This is a genomic window from Polymorphospora sp. A560 (genome assembly GCF_045781765.1).
GTDB classification, from domain to species: Bacteria; Actinomycetota; Actinomycetes; order Mycobacteriales; family Micromonosporaceae; genus Polymorphospora; species Polymorphospora lycopeni.
The window spans coordinates 5,867,272-5,883,176 of the sequence record NZ_CP122282.1 but is presented as its reverse complement, the minus strand read 5'-3'; the positions used below and the strand labels follow the sequence as shown (position 1 = coordinate 5,883,176).

13 protein-coding genes are annotated in these 15,905 nt (G+C 73.6%); 6 read left to right on the top strand and 7 right to left on the bottom strand.

What is annotated here, in order from left to right:
- Positions 1–7: 7 nt before the first annotated feature.
- The 3 genes from QCD66_RS26300 to QCD66_RS26290 form a co-directional block, all read right to left on the bottom strand.
- Positions 8–2,896, bottom strand: a complete 2,889-nt coding sequence (locus QCD66_RS26300) for a type I polyketide synthase (protein ID WP_375734808.1) — start codon at positions 2,894–2,896, stop codon at positions 8–10.
- Positions 2,893–4,311 carry an MFS transporter gene (locus tag QCD66_RS26295; RefSeq protein WP_407566830.1) on the bottom strand — a complete coding sequence of 473 codons (1,419 nt, stop codon included), beginning with the start codon at positions 4,309–4,311 and terminating at the stop codon, positions 2,893–2,895. The genes QCD66_RS26300 and QCD66_RS26295 overlap by 4 nt, the downstream gene beginning before the upstream one ends.
- 112 nt (positions 4,312–4,423) lie before the next feature.
- Entirely contained in the window at positions 4,424–4,600 is a 177-nt protein-coding gene (locus QCD66_RS26290) for a hypothetical protein (protein WP_375734806.1), read from the bottom strand.
- Here QCD66_RS26290 and QCD66_RS26285 point away from each other — a divergent pair.
- Positions 4,599–5,345: an IclR family transcriptional regulator gene (locus QCD66_RS26285; protein WP_375734805.1), complete on the top strand. Its 747-nt coding sequence runs from the start codon at positions 4,599–4,601 to the stop codon at positions 5,343–5,345. The two genes, QCD66_RS26290 and QCD66_RS26285, sit on opposite strands and share 2 nt — an antisense overlap.
- A gap of 126 nt (positions 5,346–5,471) precedes the next feature.
- The gene (locus tag QCD66_RS26280) at positions 5,472–6,332 is read left to right on the top strand and encodes an alpha/beta hydrolase (protein WP_364213706.1); all 861 of its coding nucleotides are present in this window, start codon (positions 5,472–5,474) and stop codon (positions 6,330–6,332) included.
- A gap of 85 nt (positions 6,333–6,417) precedes the next feature.
- Here the strand turns inward: QCD66_RS26280 and QCD66_RS26275 are convergent, their stop codons facing one another.
- Positions 6,418–7,059, bottom strand: coding sequence for a response regulator transcription factor (locus QCD66_RS26275; protein ID WP_364213709.1), 642 nt, complete (start codon positions 7,057–7,059; stop codon positions 6,418–6,420).
- Positions 7,050–8,294, bottom strand: coding sequence for a sensor domain-containing protein (locus tag QCD66_RS26270; RefSeq protein ID WP_364213712.1), 1,245 nt, complete (start codon positions 8,292–8,294; stop codon positions 7,050–7,052). Before QCD66_RS26270 ends, QCD66_RS26275 begins: the two co-directional genes overlap by 10 nt.
- 118 nt (positions 8,295–8,412) lie before the next feature.
- Between QCD66_RS26270 and QCD66_RS26265 the strand changes: the two genes are divergently transcribed.
- Positions 8,413–9,225, top strand: coding sequence for an ABC transporter ATP-binding protein (locus QCD66_RS26265; RefSeq protein WP_375734812.1), 813 nt, complete (start codon positions 8,413–8,415; stop codon positions 9,223–9,225).
- Positions 9,222–11,684: an ABC transporter permease gene (locus QCD66_RS26260; RefSeq protein ID WP_375734804.1), complete on the top strand. Its 2,463-nt coding sequence runs from the start codon at positions 9,222–9,224 to the stop codon at positions 11,682–11,684. The genes QCD66_RS26265 and QCD66_RS26260 overlap by 4 nt, the downstream gene beginning before the upstream one ends.
- Before the next feature lie 24 nt (positions 11,685–11,708).
- On the opposite strand, the gene QCD66_RS26255 is transcribed toward QCD66_RS26260, so the two are convergent.
- Positions 11,709–11,984: a DUF2277 domain-containing protein gene (locus QCD66_RS26255; protein ID WP_364213721.1), complete on the bottom strand. Its 276-nt coding sequence runs from the start codon at positions 11,982–11,984 to the stop codon at positions 11,709–11,711.
- Between the two features lie 30 nt (positions 11,985–12,014).
- On the bottom strand, positions 12,015–12,971 hold the full coding sequence (locus tag QCD66_RS26250; RefSeq protein ID WP_375734803.1) for a helix-turn-helix transcriptional regulator: 957 nt from the start codon (positions 12,969–12,971) through the stop codon (positions 12,015–12,017).
- A gap of 63 nt (positions 12,972–13,034) precedes the next feature.
- Here QCD66_RS26250 and QCD66_RS26245 point away from each other — a divergent pair, with 63 nt between their 5' ends.
- Positions 13,035–14,189 carry an epoxide hydrolase family protein gene (locus QCD66_RS26245; protein WP_375734802.1) on the top strand — a complete coding sequence of 385 codons (1,155 nt, stop codon included), beginning with the start codon at positions 13,035–13,037 and terminating at the stop codon, positions 14,187–14,189.
- Positions 14,190–14,366: 177 nt separating this feature from the next.
- The gene (locus QCD66_RS26240; protein WP_375734801.1) at positions 14,367–15,896 is read left to right on the top strand and encodes a hypothetical protein; all 1,530 of its coding nucleotides are present in this window, start codon (positions 14,367–14,369) and stop codon (positions 15,894–15,896) included.
- The last annotated feature ends 9 nt before the right edge of the window (positions 15,897–15,905 follow it).

The following is a 15,905-nucleotide window of genomic DNA, read 5'->3' as shown; positions in this document are numbered from 1 at the left end:
GCCGGGGTCACACCCCAGAGACACTGCTGCCGTTGTGGCGGTCGGTCGCCGGGGCCGGTGCCCCCGGTTCGGTGGCCGGTCGTGCCGCGACGACCTCGGCGAGTTGGCCCAGCAGCCGGGCCTGCGTGGTGGCCAGGCCGCGTACCTGTTCCGCGACGGCCGCGACGGCCCGCAGCGTCTGTTCGTCGGCCCCGGCCGGCGGGTCCGCCGGTGGCGCGGGCGGCGGCGGGCCGGCGGCGACCGGTCCGATCCAGTGTGGACGGTGTTGGAACGGGTAGGCCGGCAGCGGCACCCGCCCGCCGCCGCAGCCCGCGAGCAGCACCGGCCAGTTCACGGCGGCGCCGGTCGCGTGCAGTCGGGCGACCGCCCGGCCGAGCGATTCGATCTCGGCGCCCCGCCGCTGGGTGGCGGTCACCGGGCGGTCCGGCAGCACCGCGCGGCCCAGCCCGGCCAGTACGGCGTTCGGCCCGACCTCGACCAGCGGCGCGTCCCCGGACCGGCCGACCGTCTCCAGCACCAGGTCGAAGCGGACCGGCTCGCGGGCGTGCCGCAGCAGGTGCGCGACGTCGACCACGTGTCCGGCCGGCAGCACCGTGCCGTCCAGGCCGTTGACCAGCGGAATCCGTAGCGGGCGCAGCGGCACCGTGGTGAGCGCCCGGCGCAGGTCGGCCAGCACCGGATCGAGCAGGGCGGAGTGGAAGGCCCGGTCGACCGCCAGCCGCTGCCAACGCACACCCCACCCGTCGAGCAGCGCGCCGGCCCGGTCCACGGCGGCGGCCGGCCCGGCGAGCACCCGGTTCGTCGGCGTGTTGACGGCGGCGAGGTCGAGGTCACGGCATTCGGCGCGGACCCGGTCGACGGTCTCCGGGTCGGCGAGCACCGCGAGCATTCCGCCGGGAGCGGTCGCCCGGTGCATCAGTTCGCCGCGCAGCCGGGTCAGCCGGATACCGTCGGCCAGCGACAGCGCGCCGGCCGCGTGCAGGGCCGCGTACTCGCCGACGCTGTGCCCGGCGACCAGGCCCGGGGCGATCCCGAGCGCGGCCCACAGCCCGGTCAGCGCCGCCTGGTAGGCGAACAGCGCCGGCTGGGCGAACTCGGTGTCCCAGACCGCGTCCGATGTGGACTCACCGGTGAGCGCGGCCAGCAGCGACCGGCCGCCGGCCTCGGTGTGCAGCCGGTCGCACTCGTCGAGTACGGCGCGGAAGGCCGGGAAACGGTCGTACAGGACCCGGGCCATCCCCGGTGCCGGGGTGCCCTGCCCCGAATAGAGGAAGACCGGCGCGTCCTGGGCCGGCTCGCCGGTGACGAACCGGAGGTCGGACCGGTCCGGCCGGTCGAGATACGCGTCGAGGGCGTCGGCCAGAGCCGATGGGGTGGCGCCGAAGGCGACCAGGCGGTGCCGCAGGTGCGGGCGCCCGAGCGCCGTGGTGGTGAGCAGATCGGCGACCTCGACGTCCGGGTCGCCGCGCAGGTGGTCGCGCAGCGCCGTGGCGAGGCCGGCCAGCGCGTCCGGGTGCCGGGCGGACAGCGGCAGCAGGCCGGGGACCTGTGCCTCGCCGGCCGGTACGCGCCGCGCCGGCGCCTCCTCCAGGATCAGGTGGACGTTGGTGCCGCCGACACCGAGTGCGGTCACCGCCGCCCGGCGCGGCCCGTCACCGGCCGGCCACGGGCGCGGCGCGGTCGGCACGTAGAACGGGCTCGTGTCGAGGTCCAGGGCCGGGTTGGGGCGCCGGTAGCCGGCCATCGGCGGGATCTCGCCGTGCCGCAGCACCAGGATCGTCTTGATCAGGCCGGCCATGCCGGCGCAGGCGTCGAGGTGCCCGATGTTGGGCTTCACCGAGCCGATCGCGCAGTAGCCGACCCGGTCGGTGTGCTCGCGGAACGCCGAGGTCATGCCGTCGAACTCGATCGGATCGCCCTTGAAGGTGCCGGTGCCGTGCGTCTCCAGGTAGCCGATCCCGTCCGGCGAGACCCCGGCGACCTCGTACGCGCGCAGCAGCGCGCCGCGCTGCCCGGCCGCGCTCGGCGCGGTGTAGCTGTGCTTGGCGGCGCCGTCGTTGTTGATCCCGCACCCGAGCAGCACCGCGTGGATCGTGTCGCCGTCGGCGACCGCCCGGTCCAACCGCTTCAGCAGTACGGCGGCGACCCCGTTTCCGCCGACGGTGCCGTCCGCCTCGGCGTCGAAGGCCCGGCAGCGGCCGCTGCGGGACAGGATCGAGCCCTTGACGTAGCGGTAGCCGAGCGCCACCGGCACGTGCACCGCCGCCGCGCCGGCCACCGCGAGGTCGGCGTCGCCGGCGAGCAGGGCCTGGCCGGCCAGGTGAACCGCGACCAGTGAGGTCGAGCAGCCGCTCTGCACCCCCATCGACGGCCCGGTCAGCCCGAGCCGGTAGGAGGCCCGGGTGGCGAGGAAGTCGGCGTGGTTGCCGACCGCCACCTGCATCCCCGACAGCCAGTCGTCGGCCCGGTCGGGATGGGCGAGGTTGCTCAACAGGTAGGTGTTGAGCGGGTAGAGGTGGAAGCCGACCCCGGCGAACACCCCGACCCGGGTCCCGGACGCGGTGGCGGCGTAGCCGCCGTGTTCCAGCGCGTGGTAGCAGGTCTCCAGGAAGATCCGGTGCTGCGGGTCGGTGACCCGGGCCTCGTGGGCGCTGATGCCGAAGAACTCGGCGTCGAACCCCTCGATGTCGTCGAGCACGCCGCTGACCCCGACGAAGTCGGGTGCGCCGCGCAGGTCGGCGGGTACGCCGGCCGCGGCCAGCTCCCGGTCGCCGAAGCGGCGTACGCTGCACACCCCGTCGCGGATATTGCGCCAGTAGGTCTGCGGGTTGTCGGCACCGGGCAGCCGGAACGCCATCCCGATGACCGCGATCCGCCGGTCCATTCCCTCGGTCACGTGCCCGCCTCGCTCCGCTCGGCCATGTCCGCCTCGCCGCGTTCGCTGGTGGGGCCGGTGGGGCGGTTGACGACCTCGGGTACGCCGCCGGCCGGTTCCGGAACCGGGTCACCGGTCCTGGCCGGCTCTCCGGTGTCGGTCGGCCCGGCGGTCCCGCGTCCCCGTCGGCGCAGGACGAGAACGGCGAGGAATGCCAGGGCGAGCACGATGGCCAGCCCGTGGAAGATCGCTACGACCGCGAGCGGGCTCATCCGCTCCATCAGCGCGGCGCAGAGCACCATGCCGCCACCGAAGCCGAAGTTCTCCGCCATCGCCGAGAAGCCGAAGACGTAGCCGCGCTGCTCGTCCGGCGCGGTCTGCAGCCGCGAGGTGTACGCGATCTCGGTGAACCCGTCGGCGACGCCGGCCAGCAGCGCGACGAGGATGCCGAAGATCAGCGGCGGGGTGGTGAACGCGAGGATGAACGCCAGCGACATCACGATGGCGCCGATCGCGAAGGCCCGTTCGTTGATGGAGCGTTCGCTCCGCTTCGACCACCAGGCCACCGCGCGCTGGGCGAGGATGCTGCCGATCGCCCAGACGGTCCAGAACTGCGACATGAACGCGGCCGGGTTGCCCGGGTCGATGCTGCTGGAGAGCACCGGCAGGCCGACGTTGTGCGAGGCGGACCCGAATCCGTCGATCGCCCGCAGGCCGATCATGGCGAGCAGGATCGGGGCGGCCTTGAGGAAGCGCAACGCGGTGAGTTGCGCGCCGAGCAGGCTCTCCCGTTTCGCGCCGGCTTCGCCGGCCGGGCCGTCGGCAGCCGGTGCGGCGGCGATCCTGCGGGTGCTGATCGGCAGCCGGGCCAGGTTGAGTGCGGCGAAGGCGAAGGTCAGCGCGTTGATGATGAACGCCGCGGTGTAGCCGAGGGTGGCGATGACCAGCCCGGCGGACGCGAACCCGGCCACCATCGCCAGGGACCGCCCGGTGACCAGGAGGGCGTTGGCGCGTACCCGCCGGTCGGCCCCGACGATCTCGGGGATGCTGCTGCGCAGCGCGACGCTGGACAGCGTGCCGCAGATGCCGGTGATGGTGGCGATGGCGTAGAGCAGGGTGCTCTGCGTCGCCACCGGGGCGAGCACGAGCACCACCATGGCGACCGCCTGGGTGGAGTCGGCGGTGACCATCACCCGCTTGCGGTCCAGCCTGGACACCGCGCTGCCGGCCAGCAGGCCGGTGAGGAAGCTCGCGCCCAGCCGCAGCGCCATGAACAGGCCGGTCTGCAGTGCGCTGCCGGTCAGGTGATAGGCGAAGAGGTTGAGTGCCACCATGTTGAGGTAGCTGCCGTAGGAGGACACGGCGTTGCCGACGGCGAGGAAACGGAAGTGCCGCATGGCGCGCGAGGCGCCGTTCGCGGACCCACTGACTCTCATGCGCGCATAATTTTCCGTCAATATCTGATCAAGTGAATGATTGACGAATGCGAGTATAGTGACGAATCCCTGTGTGTCGAGACTCTGACGCAGAGTGATCAGTGTCCCGGTGTCACGTACCCGTCACCATCGACGCGGTGTGATCGCCGCCGGGTCGAAGCCGCCGCGCGGGCCCCGGCGCCCACGGCGGGCCGGTGGCCGCCACCACACCCACCGACCCGGCCCGGTAGGTGTGCGACCATGCGTCGGCGACACCCGTACGGAACAGATCGGAAAGGGCGATGGCCATGGCCGGAACCTCCCTCGGCAAGGCCCTGTCCATCCTGGAGGCCCTGGAGAACGAACGCGGCAGCGCCAGCCTCGGCGAGGTCGCCCGGGCCACCGGCGTCACCAAGCCGACCGCACACCGGATGCTCGCCCTGCTGGAGGAGCGCGGCTACGTGTGCCGCCTGCCCAACCGCGACTACGCCCTCGGCCCCCGGCTGATCCCGCTCGGCGATCACGCCCGGTGCCGGAACTCCCTGGTCACCGTCGCCGGGCCGGTCCTGGACCGGCTCGTCGCGCAGTGCAACGAGACGATCCACCTCGGCGTGGTCAGCGGCCGCTCGCTGCTCTACGTCGACCGCCGCGAACCGGCCGACGACGCCGTCCGGCTGGGCGTCCTGCCGGCAGCGCTGACCAGCCTGCACGCCAGCGCGGCCGGCAAGGTGCTGCTGGCGTTCGGCCCGGACGCGCTCCTGGAACAGGTGATCGACAGCGGGCTGCCCCGCTACACCGCCCACACGATCACCTCCTCCGACGAGCTACGGGCCGAGTTGAGGCAGGTCAGCGCACAGGGCTACGCGCTGAACGAGCAGGAGCGCAACGAGGGCATCCGGGCGGTCGCGGTGCCGGTGCTGACCGCCGACGGGCGCTGCCCGGCCGCGCTCAGCGCCGCCGGCCCGATCCGGCGCCTCACCCTCGACGGGCTGGACCGCGCCCGGACCCTGCTGGCCCGGGGCGCGGCCGAGATCGCGGCGGCCGACGTCTTCTGAGCGCGGGCCGGCCCGCGCGAATACCGCGCGGGCGGTGGGGAATACCGCCGCGCACGCGCGTGCCGGGATCCCCCTGTACGCGCCTGCCAGGGATCACCGCGCGTACGCCCAAGAGGAGGAGCAGCCATGCCCTACGTGACCGTCGGTACCGAGAACTCCGCGCCGATCGACCTCTACTACGAGGACCACGGCTCCGGCCAGCCCGTCGTGCTCATCCACGGCTTCCCGCTGAGCAGCGCGGCCTGGGAGAAGCAGGTGCCGGCCCTGCTGATGGCCGGCTACCGGACCATCGCCTACGACCGGCGCGGCTTCGGCCAGTCGGCCCGGCCGACCGAGGGCTACGACTACGACACGTTCGCCTCGGACCTGAACATGCTCGTCAACGAGTTGGACCTGCGCGACGTGGTGCTGATCGGCCACTCGATGGGAACCGGCGAGGTCACCCGCTACCTCGGGACGTACGGCTCCGACCGGATCAGCCGGGCGGTGCTGGTCAGCACGATCCCGCCGTACCTGCTCAAGACCGCCGACAACCCGGAGGGGGTCGACAAGGCCGTGTTCGACGGGTTCCAGCAGGCGATCGTCGCGGACCGCTACGCCTACCAGACCAGCTTCCTCAACGACTTCTTCAACTACGACCAGACCAGGGGCAAGCAGGTCAGCGAGGAGGCGTACCGGGCGAACTGGAACACCGCGGTCAGCGCGTCGCCCATCGGCACCTACGAGTGCGTCAGCAGTTGGCTGACCGACTTCCGGGCCGACGTGGCCCGGATCGACGTACCGACGCTGATCATCCACGGGGACGCCGACCGGGTGCTGCCGTACCCGGTGACCGCGCCGCGGCTGAACGCCATGCTGCCGGACAGCGAACTGGTGACCCTGCCCGGCGCCCCGCACGCGATCCCGTGGACGCACGCCGACGAGGTGAACAACGCGATCATGCAGTTCATCGGCGCCCGTACGCCGGCGATGGCCAAGAAGAAGTAGGTCCCGCGATCTTGCACTTGTCGCCGGGCAGAAGCGACAAAAGGGGGAGATGACTGCAAGATTGCGGGGGGCAGGGCAGGCAGGGTCAGCCGCGCAGGTACGCGAGGACGGCGAGGACCCTGCGGTGGGCGTCCTCGTCCGGCGGCAGGTCGAGCTTGGCCAGCACCGAGCCGATGTGCTTGGCCACCGCCGCCTCCGACACCACCAGGGTGCGGGCGATGGCCGCGTTCGACCGGCCCTCGGCCATCAATCCCAGCACCTCCCGCTCGCGCGGCGTCAGCCGGGACAACGGATCCCGGCGGCGGCGCAGCAGTTGGCGGACCACCTCCGGGTCGACGACCGTGCCGCCGGCCGCGACCCGGGCCAGCGCGTCGACGAACTCCTCGACCTCACCGATGCGGTCCTTGAGCAGGTAGCCGACCCCGGCGCCCCGGCCGGAGTCGAGCAGTTCCGCCGCGTACGTCTGCTCGACGTACTGGCTGAGCACCAGCACGGCCAGCGACGGCCGGGCGGCGCGCAGCGCGACGGCGGCCCGCAGCCCCTCGTCGGTGAAGCCGGGCGGCATCCGTACGTCGGTGACCACCACGTCCGGCCCGTGCACCCGGACCGCCTCGACCAGCGCGGTCGCGTCGCCGACCGAGGCGACGACGGTGTGCCCGAACCGCTGGAGCAGCCCGGCCAGCCCCTCCCGCAGCAGGACCGAGTCCTCGGCGAGCGCTACCCGCACGGGATCTCCGCCCGGACCACGGTCGGCCCGCCGGCCGGGCTCGACAGCAGCAGCCGCCCGTCGACGGCCGCGACCCGGTCGGCGAGCCCGGTCAGCCCGCTGCCGGCGGCCGGGTCGGCGCCGCCGACGCCGTCGTCGCGTACCTCGACGATGAGCCAGTCGCCGGTGACCCCGGTGACGCCGCCGCCGACCCGGGCCCGGCTGGCACCGCTGTGCTTGGCGACGTTCGCCAGCGCCTCGGTGACCACGAAGTACGCCACCTGCTCCGCCGCGGCCGGCAGCCGGCCGGGCAGCGGCAGGTCGACGTCGACCGGCAGCGGCGACCGCCCGGCGACGTCCTCGACCGCCGCCGGCAGGCCGCGGTCGCTCAACACCTGCGGGTGTACGCCCCGGATCAGCTCCCGCAGCTCGGCCAGCGCCTCCTTCGCCTGCTCGTGCGCCCGGGCCACCTGCTGCCCGGCCGGCGAGTCCGCCGGCAGGTCGAGCCGGGCCAGGCCGAGCGTCATGCTCAACGCGACCAGCCGCTGCTGCGCGCCGTCGTGCAGGTCGCGCTCGATCCGCCGCCGTTCCACCTCGAACGCGTCGACCAGCCGGGCCCGCGACCGGGACACCTCGACCAGCCGCGCGGTCAGTTCGGTGTCCCGGGGCGACAGCACCGCCCGGGCGATCGCGGCCCGGGTGCCGGCCCACGCCATGATCGGATAGGTGGCCAGCGGCAGGATGCCGATCCCGCCCAGCAGCGACGGCACGGTCAGGTAGATCGGCAGGTCCGAGTCGACGAACGGCGCGCTCATGAACATCAGCGGCACGTACAGCACCGCGGCCACCAGCAGCAGGTCGATCCACCACAGCGCCAGCGCCGACACCAGCAGGTAGCCGAACTCGCGCCAGGTCGCCGCCTCCCGCGTCCGGGTCGACAGCCAGGCCCGCCAGCCGGGCCGGGCCGGCCGGCGGTGCGGGTCGTACGCCGGCTCGGTGTCGACCAGCCGCAGCCGGCGCCGCTCGAACCGGGCCACCACGATCCCGACCCAGACCATGCCGGGCAGCGCCAGCAGGCCGACGACGCCGATCAGCAGCACCACCCCGAGCGTGCCGAGGGTGACCAGCGCGAGGACGCTGGCCAGGCCGAGGAGCACCCCCGAACCCAGGTATGCCAGCGACCGCCACGGCCACGGCGAGCGCAGCAGGCGCAGCGGCGGCAGGGTAAGCGCCTCCAGGGCGGTCCGGGCGACCACACCGCAGACGCTACCGGTGGCCCGACCCGGTGACGGTAGAGCTGGCTATACCTTCGATCCTCGTCCCTGCGCCAATGTGCCCGGCCGCACCGGAGGGTTGGCTGGGCCGGTGACCACGATCCTCCACGAAACGACCGCCGACGCCGTACGGCTGGCGGACCTGCGCCGGGTCTACGGCACCGGCCCGCAGGCGGTGACCGCCCTCGACGGCGTCACCGTCGACTTCCCCGCCGGCACGTTCACCGCCGTCATGGGGCCGTCCGGCTCCGGCAAGTCGACGCTGCTGCACTGCGCGGCCGGCCTCGACCGGCCCACCGGCGGCACGGTGACCATCGCCGGTACCGACCTCGGCCCGCTGGGCGAACGGGCGCTGACCGTGTTGCGCCGGCAGCGGATCGGCTTCGTCTTCCAGTCGTTCAACCTGGTCGCCGCGCTGACGGCGGAACAGAACGTCGGCCTGCCACTGAAGCTGGCCGGGCGCCGCCCGGCCCGCGCCGACCTGGTGCGCGCCCTGGACGAGGTCGGTCTCGCCGACCGGGCCGGACACCGCCCCGGCGAACTGTCCGGCGGGCAGCAGCAGCGGGTGGCGATCGCCCGCGCGCTGGTGACCCGGCCGGCGGTCCTGTTCGCCGACGAGCCGACCGGGGCGCTCGACACGAGAGCGTCGCGGGACGTACTGGCCCTGCTGCGCGGGATCGTCGACCGGCACGGCCAGACCGTGATCATGGTGACCCACGATCCGGTCGCGGCCGCGTACGCCGACCGGGTGCTCTTCCTCGCCGACGGCCGTCTCGTCGACGAGATGACCGCACCGGCACCCGCTCTGACCGGGGCGCGGCCCGGCCCGGGTGCCGGCGGTCCGGCGACGGGCTCCCGGCTCGGCCCGGAGGCGATCGCCGCCCGGATGGCGCACCTGGAGGCCGGCGCGTGACGTTCGCCCTGGCCACCGTACGGGCCCGGTGGGCCACCTTCCTCGGCTCGTTCGTCGCCCTCGGGCTCGGCGTCGCCGTACTCGTCAGCACCCTGCTGGTCCTGGTCGCGGCGCAGCCGAAGGTGCCGGACCGGTACGCCGGCGCGCAGGTGCTGGTGCGGGCCGCCCCGGCCGGCGCCGACCCGGAGGCGTTCCCCGAGTTCCTGCCGTGGAGCCGGGCCGACGCCGGCCCGCTCGCCGGGCGCCTGGCGGCGCTGCCGGGGGTCGAGTCCGCCGTACCCGACCTGTCGTTCTACGCCCAGCTCGTGCGGGACGGCCGGCCGGTCGGCGCGCCGAGCGAGGGGCAGCACAACGGGCACGCCTGGTCCACCGCCGCGCTGGCGCCGTACCCGATCGTCGCCGGCCGGGCGCCGGCCGCCGACGGCGAGGTGGCCCTCGACCGCGACCTCGGTCACGCGCCGGGGGAGCGGGTGACGCTGCTGACCGGTGCCGGCCCGCTGCCGCTGACCGTCACCGGCACCGTCGACGGGCCCGGCTTCCACGTCGCCGACCCGACCGCCGACCGGCTGGGAGGCGGGGTGACCGTCATCGGCCTGCGCCTTTCGCCCGGCGCCGACCCGGATGCGGTCGCCGCCGCCGCCCGCGACGTCGTCGGTGACCGGGCCGACGTGTACGCCGGTGCCGGCCGGACCGCCCTGGAACCGGAGTTCGAGGGCCGGACCCGGTGGATCGGCGCGCAGTTGCTGATCGCGATGGCGAGCCTCGCCGGCTTCGTCACGATCTTCGTGGTGGGGTCGACGTTCGCGTTCGGCATCGCCCAGCGCCGCCGCGAACTCGGCCTGCTGCGGGCGGTCGGCGCCACCCCGGGCCAGGTCCGCCGGATCATCTACGGCGAGGCGGTCGTCGTCGGCCTTCTCGCCGCCGGCGGCGGCGCGGTGCTCGGCGCGGTCTTCGGGCCGATCCTCGGCGACCTGATGGTCGAGGCCGGCCTCCAGCCGGCCGGCTTCACGGTGCTGCCCGACCCGCTGGTGCTGCTCGGCGCGGTCGCCGTAGGGCTGACCGTCGCCCTGCTCGGCGTCTGGTCGGCGTCCCGCCGCGCCGGCCGGGTGCGTCCGCTGGAGGCGCTGCGGGAAGCGGCCGTCGACCGGCGGCCGATGACCCCGGCCCGGTGGATCTTCGGAGTGCTCGGCACCGCCGGCGGCCTCGCCGTCATCGCCGCCGCCCCCGCGCTCGACCCCGAGATGCTGGTCAACCTCATGATCTACGCGGCGATGTCGCTGATCGTCGGCCTCTTCCTGCTCGCCCCGGTGATCATCCCGCCGGTGGTGCGGCTGGTCACCCGGCCGGCGCGCGGTGCCACCGGCGAACTGGTCCGGGAGGGGGCGCTCGTCGCCGTCCGCCGGGTCGCCTCCACCGCCGCCCCGGTGCTGGTCACCGTCGGGTTCGCGGTGCTCATCACCGGCCTGTTCGAGATCCAGTCGCACGCGTTCGGCACCCAGCGGGCCGAACGGGTGCCCGCCGACGTGGTGGTCTCCCCGGACGGCGTACCCGGACTCTCCGACGCCGTCGCGGCGGCCGTCGCGGCCGGCGGCGGCACCTCCGCCGCCGAGCTGCCGACCCGGATCTTCGTGACCGGGCCGGCCGGCGAGACATGGCCCGTCGAGGCGTCCGGTGTCGAACCCGCCGCGCTCGCCGCCGCCTCGGTGTCCGTCTCGTCCGGTTCGCTCGACGACCTGTCCGCCCCGGACGCGCTGGTCACCACCGTGGGTACCGCGCACCGGCACGGCTGGCAGTTGGGCGGCACCGCCCGGGTCGTCCTCGCCGACGGCGAGACCGCCACCCTGCGGGTGGTCGCCCTCGCCAGCGACCACGCCCTGCCCGCCCCGGTCCTGATCAACCGGGACACCGCCCGGACGCACGACCCGTCCGCGCTGACCCCGGTCCTGTACGCCGCCGGCATCACCCCCGACCGGGCCGGCGTCGAGGGCCTGGGCGGACTCGCGGCGACCCCGGCCGAGTACGCCCACCGCGCCGACGCCGAGGAGGACCGGCTCGTCCGGATCTTCCTGCTGGTGCTGCTCGCCCTGTCGGTCGGTTACACCGGCATCGCCATCGCCAACACGCTGCTGATGGCGACCACCGCCCGACGGCGCGACTTCGCCGTGCTGCGGCTGACCGGGGCGACCCCCGGCCAGGTCGCCCGGACCGTCGCGGTGGAGACCACGCTGACCGTCACCATCGGCGCGGTACTCGGCGGACTGGTCGCGTTCGCCGCGCTCGTCGGGCTCCGCAACGGCTACACCGAACTGCTCGGGTCGCCGGTCGATCTGGTAATCCCCTGGTCGACGGTGCTGCCGCTGGTCGCCACCTGCTACCTGCTGGCGCTGCTCGCCAGCGTGCTGCCCGCCCACCGGCTGGCGGCGGCGCCGCCGACCGCGCTGGCCGCCGACCGGGACTGACCCCGGCCCGCCGGCCCGACGGGTTCAGCCCGCGCTGCCGTACCGCTCGGCGGCGCGGGCCCTGGCCTTGGCCGCCTCGACCTCGCGGTCCCGGGCCGGCGCCTTGGTCACCAGGCTTTCCAGCAGGGTACGGGTGGCGGCGGCGACCGCCTCCACCGCGGCGTCGAACGCCTCGGCGTTGGCCGCCGACGGGTTCGTCGCACCGCTGATCTTGCGGACGTACTGGAGTGCGGCGGCGTGGATCTCGTCCTCGGTCGCCGGCGGCTCGAAGTTGTGGAGGACCCGGATGCTTCTGCACATGCGCCCAAGGATGCCAGGACCCACCGACGGTCACCGGCTGTCGATCGCGGCGGTCAGCCGCGCGGTGAGCCGGCGGATCACGGCGACGAGTTCGGCCGGCTCGTGCACCGTGCACGGCAGGTCGAACAGCCCGACGTGGACGGCGAGTTCGTCGAGCGAGTTCGACCCCGTGTGCAGCAGGCAGTTCCCGTCGTCGACAGCCTCGATGACGCCGATCGTCGGCGGGACCAGTTCGGCCGCCGTCGTCGCCGGCACGTGCAGCGTGATCCGGGCCCGATAGCGGTAGGCGCCGGTCGTCACTCCCCGCGACAGGTAGTCGGCCAGGTCGACATCGGGCGCCTCGCGCGGCCGGAAGCGCGGCCCGGTCGGGGCCCGCGGCACCATCCGGTCCATCCGGTACGTCCGCCAGTCCGCCCGGTCGACGTCCCAGGCGACCAGATACCAGCGTCGACCGGTGTGCACCAGGCGGTGCGGTTCGACGGTACGCGTCGACTCCGCCCCGTCGTGGCCGCGGTAGTCAAACCGGAGCCGCTCGTGGTCGCGGCACGCGGCGGCGACGGCGGTCAGCTGGGCCGGGTCGACGGTCGGGCCGCCGGCCGGCATCGTCACGGTGACCGAGTGCAGCAGGTTCACCCGGCGCCGCAGCCGGTTCGGCAGCACCTGTTCGAGCTTGGCGAGAGCGCGTACCGAGGTCTCCTCGATGCCGGCGACGCCACCACTGGCGGCGGTGCGCAGGCCGACCGCGACGGCGACCGCCTCGTCGTCGTCGAGCAGCAGCGGCGGCACGTTGGCGCCGGCACCGAGCCGGTAACCGGCGACACCGGGCGTGGCGTGCACCGGATAGCCGAGAGTGCGCAGCTTGTCGATGTCGCGGCGCACGGTACGTACGTCGACCTCGAGCCGCCCGGCCAGTTCGGCGCCGCTCCGGTCGCGGGGCGTCTGGAGCAGGGACAGCAGGCGCAGCAGCCGAGCCGAGGTTTCCAGCATGAACCCGAGTCTGCCGGTCAGCTAGGACAGAAGCTGTCCTGTTCGGTCCGTAGCGTCGTCGGCATGAACGAAGACATCACCCCGTACCGGATCGACATCCCGCCGGCCCAGCTCGACGACCTGCGGGACCGGCTCGACCGCACCCGCTGGCCGGCCGCCCTGCCCGGCGACGGCTGGGACACCGGCGTGCCGACCGGCTGGCTGCGGGACCTGGCCGACCACTGGCGTACCGGGTACGACTGGCGGGCCGCCGAGTCCGAACTGAACGCGTACCCGCAGTTCACGACCGAGATCGACGGCCAGCGGATCCACTTCCTGCACGTCCGTTCACCCGAGCCGGACGCCTTCCCGCTCGTGCTCACCCACGGCTGGCCCGGCTCGGTCGTCGAATTCCTCGACATCATCGGCCCGTTGACCGACCCCCGCGCGCACGGCGGCGACCCGGCCGACGCCTTCCACCTCGTCATCCCGTCGCTGCCCGGCTTCGGCTTCTCCGGCCCGACCGCCGACGGGGGCTGGGACACCGCCCGGATCGCCCGCGCCTGGGCCGAACTGATGCGCCGCCTCGGCTACGACCGGTACGGCGCGCAGGGCGGCGACATCGGGGCCGCGGTCAGCCCCGAACTCGGCCGGGTGGCACCCGACCTCGTCGCCGGCGTGCACGTCAACGGCGGTCCCGGAGACATCCCCGAGCTGCCGCTGCCCGACGACGAACTCGCCGGCCTCACCGACGTCGAACGCGACCGGATCAGCCGCATCGAGGCCTTCATGCGGGAGGAGTTCGGCTACATCGCGATCCAGGGCACCCGCCCGCAGACCCTGGCGTACGGCCTCACCGACTCCCCGGTCGGCCAACTCGCCTGGATCATGGACAAGTTCCGGGAGTGGACCCACCCCCGTCCGGTCGAGGCGGACAAGGTGATCGACCGGAACCGGCTGCTCACCAACGTCATGATCTACTGGCTGACCGGCACGGCCGGTTCGGCGGCGTACGTCGGATACGCCCAGGAGCACGGCTGGGGCGCCCAGGCGGCGAACTCCGGCGTACCGACCGGGGCCATTGTCTTCGCGCACGACGTCGGCATCCGCCGCTACGCCGAGGCGGCACACACCATCACCCGCTGGACCGACGTCGACCGGGGCGGCCACTTCGCCGCGCTGGAGGAGCCGGCACTGCTCACCGCCGACATCCGCGACTTCTTCCGCGACCTGCGGTGACCGCCACCGCGACCGGGCCGCGGGCCGGCGGAAATCGACAGCGGGTTGTCGGAGGGTGACGTTATGCTCTGCGCCCGGTCGCGGGAGGCGACCGTCCCAACAGGAGGAAGAGCACTTGATCCTGTCGCGTATCCGCATACTGCCCGCAGCGGTGGTGACGACCCTGGTCGCGGCCCTGTGATCGGCACACCCGCCGAGGCCGCCCCACGCACACCCGCACTGTCCATCTCGGACGTCGCCTGGAGTGCCAGCCACGTCGACGTGACCGAGGACTACGCCGTGGTCCAGTTGACCTGGACGGTTACCAATCAGGACCCTGCCGCCACCACCGTGCGGGGTGCTGTCGAACTGCGGCAGTTCGTCGACTCGGAGCCGGTCGGCCCGGTCCGGACGGTGACCTACGCGCTCGAGGCCGGCGTCGGCCAGGTGTGGTCGCCGTCCGGTGACGTACGGAGTTCGACCTACGAGTACGAGTTCCCGGTGCCCCGGTACGGCTCGGCGCCGGCGGCCACCTGGCAGGTCACGAAGGTGACCGTGGAGGACGACCGGGGCAACAGCCGCAAGCTCGGCCGGAACGCTCTGGCCGCCCAGTTCAGCGTGTCCCAGCTCGTCGACGGAACAGGACCCACCGTCAGCGGACTCTCGCTGCCGTACGGCCAGTCGACCGCCGTCTACGACGACGGCGGCGGGGTGACCCTCCGATACGACACCCTGGTCACGGACGATGGCAGCGGCTTCTGGAAGGGACGCGTGGTGCTCGGCGGTCCGCAGGGACAGCGGGTCGTCGCTCCCTTCGCCGTCAAGGACGTCGGTGGCTGGGCACCCGAGTGCGGCGAGGGCCGCGACGTCTACGACCCCACCTTCGCATGGTGCTCGATCACGGCGGTCATCCCGGCCGGTAGCCCGTCCGGTGCCTGGTCGGTGCTCAAGGTCGTGCTGACCGACAACGCCGGCAACACCAGTGTCCTCACCGGGGTATCCGCCCCCACGATCCGGGTGAGCCGCAACGACGTGCTCGGTGCGACCGGTTTCGCGGTGACGCCGGACGTCGTCGACAACTGGCGTACGGCCAAGACCGCCGACCTGGTGTTCACCCCGTCCGGCGCGGTCGGTGGCCTGGTGTCGGTCGAGGTCCAGGTCAGCCGGTGCTGGCAGTCAAACACGACGCCGACCATCCGTGAAGATGGCACCGCGACGGTGCAGATCCAGGCCAACACCTTCGCCGACCGGTGCGTGATCAACGGCGTCGCGCTGAAAGACGCCGCCGGCAACGAGGCGTTCTACGGCACCGCGCACGGCAATACCGACCTGGGGCTCGCCATCACCCGCGTGGCCGACACGGTCCCACCGGTCGCCCTGTCGGCGTCGCTGCCCAAGTCCATCTGGACGCAGTCCGAGCTGGAAGCCGCCTGGGGAATCTCGATCGTGGTGGTGGTCGACACCACCTCACCCGCGCCGGTGACCGGGACGAGCGCGACGATGTACGACGCCACCGGTGTTTCGCAGGGCGGCGGCCACGGCGGCATCCATGAGCCACCGGACGGTCGGCTCGGGCTCTCCGTACACCCGAGATCGGTACCGCCCGGCCAGTACACGATCGGTTTCACGCTGACCGACGCGGCGGGCAATCGGAGCATGTACGGCTACCCGGGCCACACCCAGCAGCCACCGGGTGGTCCGCTGGTGATCACCGTCGTCGAGGGCTGAGCCCGCGCC

Coding starts and splice junctions, on each gene's coding strand:
- QCD66_RS26285 (WP_375734805.1), top strand. CDS start 4,599: ATGGCCGGAACCTCCCTCGGCAAGGCCCTGTCCATCCTGGAGGCCCTG.
- QCD66_RS26295 (WP_407566830.1), bottom strand. CDS start 4,311: ATGAGAGTCAGTGGGTCCGCGAACGGCGCCTCGCGCGCCATGCGGCAC.
- QCD66_RS26245 (WP_375734802.1), top strand. CDS start 13,035: ATGAACGAAGACATCACCCCGTACCGGATCGACATCCCGCCGGCCCAG.
- QCD66_RS26250 (WP_375734803.1), bottom strand. CDS start 12,971: ATGCTGGAAACCTCGGCTCGGCTGCTGCGCCTGCTGTCCCTGCTCCAG.
- QCD66_RS26255 (WP_364213721.1), bottom strand. CDS start 11,984: ATGTGCAGAAGCATCCGGGTCCTCCACAACTTCGAGCCGCCGGCGACC.
- QCD66_RS26290 (WP_375734806.1), bottom strand. CDS start 4,600: ATGGCCATCGCCCTTTCCGATCTGTTCCGTACGGGTGTCGCCGACGCA.
- QCD66_RS26280 (WP_364213706.1), top strand. CDS start 5,472: ATGCCCTACGTGACCGTCGGTACCGAGAACTCCGCGCCGATCGACCTC.